Raw genomic sequence first — 7109 nt, forward strand, 5'->3', positions numbered from 1 at the left:
CATACGCCGTGTCACGCCCCCCCCCCGCCCTGTAGCACCGGCGTAAGCCGGGTCAGCCATCCCCCGGTCCGTCGACGTACCAGGTCATGTCATCTATGTGCACCCCGCAATGAAGCGGTTACCATGCCTGAACTTATTGTCATGTCCGCTGCAGGGATGAACGCTTCATCATGAACAACTCCGACGACGTCATCGCCAGCCGCCTGCTGCTGTTGCTCGAGCAACGCAGCGCCGATGCTTCCATCTGCCCCTCCGACGTGGCGCGCTCCCTGGAACAGGAAGAGAGCCGCTGGCGGGCGCTGATGCCAGATGTTCGCCGGATCGCTTCGGCAATGGCGGCGGCACAGGTCATCGAAGTCACTCAGGGCGATGCACGCATCGAGCTGAGCCTTGAAACCACCGGCCCCATTCGCCTGCGCCGAGGCAAGCGCTTCAAGCGCAGCTGACGTTTCGCACGCGCGCCGGTCAGGCCCGCGATATCACCGACCATACCCGAGCCACGCACCCATGAGCGCTGCCCACTCCCCCCGCAGTTTCATCCTGATCGCCCTGGCGTTTCTGATCACCATGATCGGCACCACCGTGCCCACACCGCTGTACGCCATCTACCAACAACACCTGGGTTTCGACGCGACCTGGGTCACGCTGATCTTTGCCATCTATGCAGCCGGCGTCATCGCCGCGTTGCTGGCCGTGGGCAGCTGGTCCGACCAGCTCGGCCGACGCCCCATGCTGGTTGCGGGCCTGGCCATGGGCGCAATCAGCGCGGTGATCTTCCTCACCACCGATTCGGTCACCGGGCTGCTGATGGGGCGCCTGTTCTCCGGGTTTTCCGCCGGCATCATGACCGGTACCGGCACCGTCGCCGTCATCGAAGCCGCCCCCGCACGCTGGCGCGGCGTCTCGACCCTGGCGGCCACCGCGGCGAACATGCTGGGTCTGGGCCTGGGGCCGCTACTGGCCGGCTACACGTCGCAATACCTGCCTTGGCCAGTGCAACTGATCTTCATCATTCACCTGGGGCTGCTGGCGGCGGCGGCACTGGCAATCGCCTGTGTCGGCGAGACCGCCCAGCGTCCAGCCCGGCCCAGGCTGGGCCTGCTGCGTCCCTCGATTCCGCCCGCCGTGCGCGGGCCCTTCATTCCTGCGGCCATCGCCGGACTGGCTGGGTTCAGCGTGACCGGCCTGTTCACCTGTCTGGTACCGGCAATCATGCGCCAGGTCATGGGTCATGACAGCGGCCTGCTCATCGGCGCAGTAATCTTCGTGCTGTTCGTAGGCTCCATCGTCGGCCAGGCGCTGGAGAAGAAAGTGCCTGCCCGACTACAGATGACCCTAGGCTGCACGGTGCTGATCCTCGGCGTACTGGGCCTGGGTTTGAGTATCGCCAGCGCTCAACTGTGGCTATTGGTGCTGGGCGGTGCATTGAGCGGGATTGGCCAGGGCCTGACCTTCAGGGCCGGCATGGGCGCAGTCGCCGGGGCTGCGCCCCCCGGACAGAAAGCCGCCGTCACCTCGGCGCTGTTCGTGGTGTATTACCTGTCCATGTCCGTTCCGGTGATCGCGGTAGGCTTCAGCATTCCGCAGTTCGGCCTGCGCCATGTGGGCGAGACATTCAGCGCGCTGGTGGCGCTGGTTGCACTCCTGGCGATGCTCAGCATGAACGTCGTACGCGCTCGAGCGTCCAATGCTTGACCCGTCAGCCAGGAGCGACACCATGAGACGCGAAACCGAAGGCACCGAAGAGAAGGGCCCCAGCGGGCTGCCATTCGTGAACGATCCGGGCAACGAAGACCCCGGATCGCTTCCCGGCAAGGACGCCACAGTGCCCCTGCTCGAAGACGAAGAGTACGAGGAAGAGGAAGACGAGCAGTAGCAACGCCGAAACTGCCACTTCGCCTGCCATAAAGACCACAGTCCTGCGCTTGCCCGACGCGCCCGCTATCATCGGGCGACATCTCAGTGAGCGAAGGGCTGCTTGGTCGATGGATATTCTAAAACCTGCCGCAGATCAGTGGCTGGCTTCACCTACCCACCTGCATTGGCTGCGCGATCAAGGGCAACGGCTGCTCGATTTCGCCAAGGGCGCACGGGTGCCCGATGGCTTTGCCGCGCTGGACGCCAAAGGCCAGGTGCCCGCTGGCAGCCTTGCCGAAACCATCCACACGGCGCGCATGGTGCACAGTTTCGCCCTGGCCCATCTGCAGGGCATTCCTGGCAGCGCGCCGATGGTCGACCACGGTTTGCGTGCATTGCAAGGTCCGCTGCGTGACGCCGTGCATGGCGGCTGGTTCGCGACCGCCAGCGGTGCGCAGCGCGGTGAGCGCAAGCAGGCTTACCTGCATGCCTTCGTTGCTTTGGCCGCCAGCTCGGCGACCGCTGCACAGCGACCAGGCGCGCAGGCGCTACTGGCCGATGCCGTGGCGGTGTTGCAAAACCGCTTCTGGAATGAAGCCGAGCAGGCGTTCGTCGAATCTTTCGCCGCCGACTGGAGCGACCTCGAGGCGTACCGTGGCGGTAACAGCAACATGCACGGCGTCGAGGCCTGTCTCGCGCTCGCCGACGTGTGCAACGACAGCCTGTGGCTGGATCGAGCCCTGGCCATCAGCATCCGAATGATCCACGAGCATGCGGCTCAGGCCGATTATCTGCCTGTGGAGCATTTCGACGCCCACTGGAACCCTTTGCCCGAATACAACCAGGACAAGCCTGCCGACGAATTCCGGCCGTTTGGGCAAACCCCCGGCCACGCCTTCGAGTGGGCGCGCCTGTTGCTGCACCTCGAAGCTGCCAGACATCGCATCGGCATGCCCAATCCGACCTGGCTGGCGGACGACGCCCGTGCCTTGTTCGCCGCGGCTGCCCGCTGGGGCTGGGCCGTGGATGGCCAGCCGGGGATTGTCTACACAATCGACTGGGACCATCGCCCGGTCGTGCGCGAACGTCTGCACTGGACCCTCGCCGAAGCCGCGGCCGCAGCGGCGGCGTTACTGCGTCGTACCGATGAGCCGGAATACGAAGACTGGTACCGGCTGTTCTGGGACTACATCGACTGCCATCTCATCGACCGCCGGCACGGGAGTTGGCACCACGAACTGGACACGGCAAACCGGCCGGCCGGGACCATCTGGCCCGGCAAGCCGGACCTGTACCATGCCTATCAGGCCACCTTGCTGCCAGGCCTGGCGCTGGCGCCCAGCCTGGCGACCGCATTGGCGCGCAGCTGACCAGGCAATCGATAGCTTTTGATCGGGAAATCAACGACTAGCACCGCTCGGGTTTTCCAGGTGAATTTTTTTGACGGGCCAGACTCCGACGAAAATCACAGGGAGCAAGAGTGGTCTCATGAACAATCCGAAACTTTTCGTTATCGAATACACGCTGCACGGCACCCCAAAATCGTTCGTGATCCGCGCCGAAAAAATGGACAACAGTGAAGCCTGGCATTGGGCAAGCTGTGACGCCGGCGTAGGCCGGATCGGTCGCTTCGGCCGTGAGCAAGTCAAGAAGACCAGCAAGCCACTGGCAGAGAAGTTTGGCATAGAGGGTGTTACCTGGCGGTCAGCGTGAAGGCTGATCCGCTGGCCCGACGTGTCCGTTGTCGCCGTGCTTATCCTTAGCTAGCGAACGATTTCACTTTACCTGAGTCCAGACCTAAACATATCGTTACAAAATATGTTCCCTCCAGACATTCGCCTGCGCATGGCCTGACGCGGGCGTCTGGATCAGGGGTCTCTTACAAGATCAAGTAAAGTGAGTGCATGTCATGGCGGCTGAAATGAGCAAGGGCAAGGCGATCTTTCGCGTTGTCAGCGGCAACTTCCTGGAAATGTTCGATTTCATGGTCTATGGGTTCTACGCCACGGCCATCGCCAAGACCTTCTTTCCCTCCGACAACGCCTTTGCCTCGCTGATGCTGTCGCTGGCAACGTTCGGCGCGGGGTTTCTGATGCGGCCGTTGGGGGCCATTTTCCTGGGGGCCTACATAGACCGTCATGGTCGCCGCAAAGGGCTGATCGTGACTTTGGTGATGATGGCTCTGGGCACCATTCTGATCGCGTGCGTACCGGGCTATGCCACTCTGGGTGTGGCGGCGCCGCTGCTGGTATTGCTCGGCCGCCTGCTGCAGGGCTTCTCGGCTGGCGTTGAACTGGGTGGTGTGTCGGTCTATCTGGCCGAGATCGCCACGCCTGGGCGCAAGGGTTTCTTCGTCAGTTGGCAGTCTGCCAGCCAACAGGTGGCCGTGGTGGTCGCAGGTCTGCTGGGGGTGCTGCTCAATCATTTCCTCAGCCCTCAGGAAATGGGCGAATGGGGCTGGCGCGTACCGTTCCTGTTCGGATGCATGATCGTGCCGGTGATCTTCTTCATTCGCCGCTCGCTTGAAGAAACCCCGGAGTTCCAGGCCCGCACGCACCGCCCTACCCTCAAGGATGTGGTGCGCTCGATCGTGCAGAACTTCGGCCTGGTGGTGGCGGGCATGGCGCTGGTGGTCATGACGACCGTGTCGTTCTACCTGATCACCGCCTACACCCCGACGTTCGGCAAGAACGAGCTGCACCTGTCCGATCTGGATGCCTTGCTGGTGACCATGGCGGTCGGTGTTTCCAACTTCATCTGGTTGCCGGTGATGGGCGCATTCTCGGACCGCATCGGCCGCAAGCCCTTGCTGCTGGCGGCCACTGTCCTGGCCATCCTGACCGCGTACCCAGCGCTGTCATGGCTGGTGGCTGACCCCAGCTTTGCCCGCCTGTTGATCGTCGAGTTGTGGCTATCGTTCCTGTACGGCTCCTACAACGGCGCCATGGTGGTGGCCTTGACCGAGATCATGCCGCTGGAAGTGCGTACCACCGGGTTTTCCCTGGCGTACAGCCTGGCGACCGCGACCTTTGGCGGCTTCACGCCGGCAGCTTGTACCTATCTGATTCACGCGCTGGACAACAAGGCCGCGCCGGGCATCTGGCTGAGCGGCGCGGCGGTGTTGGGGCTGGTGGCGACCCTGGTGCTGTTTCGTGGCAATCGTCATGAGCTGCGGACTGCCGAGGCGGCTCGCGCCTGAAACCGCGCCGCGGCCATCGCGGGTAGAACCCGCTCCCACAGGGGGTCTGTGGTGCAGCAGAGATGCTGTCCACCACAGATCTCCACAGGGGTCTGTGGTGCATCAGAGGTGCTGTGCACCACAGACTACCTGCAATGCTGAATACACAGAGACTTTGCAGTGCACCACAGCCCCCCCTGTAATGCTGAATGCACAGAGACTTTGTGGGCACCACAGCTCCCCTGTGGGAGCGGGTTCTACCCGCGATGGGGCCGGTGCTGACAGCAAAAAAAAAACGCCCCGAACCAGTCGGGGCGTTTTCACATGGGTTGCCGGCTTACTGCGGGAAAGCCGGAGGGTTTACACCCGCCATGTCTTCCATCACACGTACCACCTGGCAGCTGTAACCGAACTCGTTGTCGTACCAGACGTACAGCACGACACGGTTATCGTTGCAGATGGTGGCTTCGGCGTCGACCACACCGGCGTAGCGCGAGCCGACGAAGTCGGTGGACACCACTTCCTGGGAATTGACGAAGTCGATCTGACGAGACAGATCCGAGTGCAGCGCCATGTAGCGCAGGTACTCGTTCATCTCTTCGCGCGTGCTGGCCTTTTCCAGGTTCAGGTTGAGGATGGCCATGGACACGTTCGGCGTCGGCACGCGAATCGCGTTACCGGTCAGCTTGCCGGCCAGCTCTGGCAGCGCCTTGGCGGCAGCAGTAGCAGCGCCGGTTTCGGTGATGACCATGTTCAGCGCAGCGGAACGACCACGGCGATCGCCCTTGTGGAAGTTGTCGATCAGGTTCTGGTCGTTGGTGTACGAGTGAACGGTTTCGACGTGGCCATTGACGATGCCGAACTTGTCGTTGACGGCCTTGAGCACCGGCACGATGGCGTTGGTGGTGCAGGACGCCGCCGAGACGATCTTGTCGTCGGCCGTGATCTGGCCGTGGTTGATGCCGTGGACGATGTTCTTCAGTTTGCCCTTGCCCGGCGCGGTGAGCACCACGCGGTCGATGCCGGGGCAAGCCAGGTGCTGGCCCAGGCCGTCGGCGTCACGCCACACACCGGTGTTGTCCACCAGCAATGCATTGGAAATGCCGTACTGGGTGTAGTCCACTTCGGTCGGGTTCTTGGCGTAGATAACCTGGATCAGGTTGCCGTTGACGGTCAGGGTGCTGTTTTCTTCGTCGACATGGATGATACCGTCGAAGGAGCCGTGCACCGAGTCGCGACGCAGCAGGCTGGCGCGCTTGGCCAGATCGTTGTCGGCGCCCTTGCGCACGACGATGGCGCGCAGGCGCAGGCCATCGCCGCCACCGGCTTTTTCGATCAGGATGCGTGCCAGCAGGCGGCCGATGCGGCCGAAGCCGTAAAGCACCACGTCGGTGCCCTTGCGCTCGCCATCATTCTGCTTGCCAACCACGTCGGCCAGCTCTTCGCGAACAAACTGCTCGGCATTGCGGCCGTTGGCGGTTTCCTTGAACTTGACCGCCAGCTTGCCCAGGTCAACCGATGCGGCGCCCAGTTTCAGCTCGCTCATGGCCTTGAGCAGGGGGAATGTCTCGTGAACCGAAAGCTCGCAGGAGTCGGCTTGACGGTGACGCGCGAAGCGGTGGGCCTTGAGCAGCTCGATCACCGAACGGTTGATCAGGCTGCGGCCGTAGATCGAAGTGACTACGTTGTTATTGCGGTAGAGCTGGCCGATCAAAGGAATCATCGCTTCGGCGAGTGCTTCACGATCGATCCATTCACCAAGACACTGGTCGGGCTTCTGAGTCACGGTAACCTTCCACATGTAGGGGCTGAGAAAAGGGGCTACATTATGACTTCGCCACGTCGCCGGAGCAATCCACGGCTGATGGCGTCGCGAAGTTTGGCGAATAGACCTGTCAAAAAATCAATGGTTCGTGGGTGTTGAGGTGGGAGGTCGGCGGATTATTGACGCAGCGGGTCAGGTTTGAGATCGGTGGTGGATGGTCCCCTCACCCCAGCCCTCTCCCTCGGGGAGAGGGAGCCGTACGGTGGGGTTGCGGGCAACGCGGTCCGCTTTTAGCTCCCTCTCCCTCAG

Annotated in this window: 7 protein-coding genes; 6 read left to right on the forward strand and 1 reads right to left on the reverse strand. The window is 62.6% G+C overall.

The features are described 5' to 3' along the window. The first annotated feature begins 170 nt into the window (after window positions 1-170). From B3397_RS03710 to B3397_RS03735, 6 genes are all read left to right on the forward strand, one after another. Entirely contained in the window at window positions 171-446 is a 276-nt protein-coding gene (locus B3397_RS03710; RefSeq protein ID WP_296247403.1) for a DUF3253 domain-containing protein, read from the forward strand. A 61-nt stretch (window positions 447-507) separates the two neighbouring features. Continuing rightward, window positions 508-1695: an MFS transporter gene (locus B3397_RS03715; protein WP_296247405.1), complete on the forward strand. Its 1188-nt coding sequence runs from the start codon at window positions 508-510 to the stop codon at window positions 1693-1695. A 22-nt stretch (window positions 1696-1717) separates the two neighbouring features. After that, window positions 1718-1876, forward strand: coding sequence for a hypothetical protein (locus B3397_RS03720; RefSeq protein WP_296247407.1), 159 nt, complete (start codon window positions 1718-1720; stop codon window positions 1874-1876). A 109-nt stretch (window positions 1877-1985) separates the two neighbouring features. Further along, window positions 1986-3227 (forward strand): AGE family epimerase/isomerase, encoded by a 1242-nt coding sequence (locus B3397_RS03725; protein WP_296247409.1) that lies wholly within the window; start codon window positions 1986-1988, stop codon window positions 3225-3227. 118 nt (window positions 3228-3345) lie between these two features. Continuing rightward, the gene (locus tag B3397_RS03730) at window positions 3346-3570 is read left to right on the forward strand and encodes a DUF6555 family protein (RefSeq protein WP_296247410.1); all 225 of its coding nucleotides are present in this window, start codon (window positions 3346-3348) and stop codon (window positions 3568-3570) included. Between the two features lie 196 nt (window positions 3571-3766). Beyond that, window positions 3767-5056, forward strand: a complete 1290-nt coding sequence (locus B3397_RS03735) for an MFS transporter (protein ID WP_296247412.1) — start codon at window positions 3767-3769, stop codon at window positions 5054-5056. 316 nt (window positions 5057-5372) lie between these two features. Here B3397_RS03735 and B3397_RS03740 read toward each other — a convergent pair whose 3' ends face one another. Next, window positions 5373-6836 carry a glyceraldehyde-3-phosphate dehydrogenase gene (locus B3397_RS03740; RefSeq protein WP_296247414.1) on the reverse strand — a complete coding sequence of 488 codons (1464 nt, stop codon included), beginning with the start codon at window positions 6834-6836 and terminating at the stop codon, window positions 5373-5375. Window positions 6837-7109: the final 273 nt, after the last annotated feature.

This window comes from Pseudomonas sp. UBA4194 (assembly GCF_002379585.1).
Classification (GTDB): domain Bacteria; phylum Pseudomonadota; class Gammaproteobacteria; order Pseudomonadales; family Pseudomonadaceae; genus Aquipseudomonas.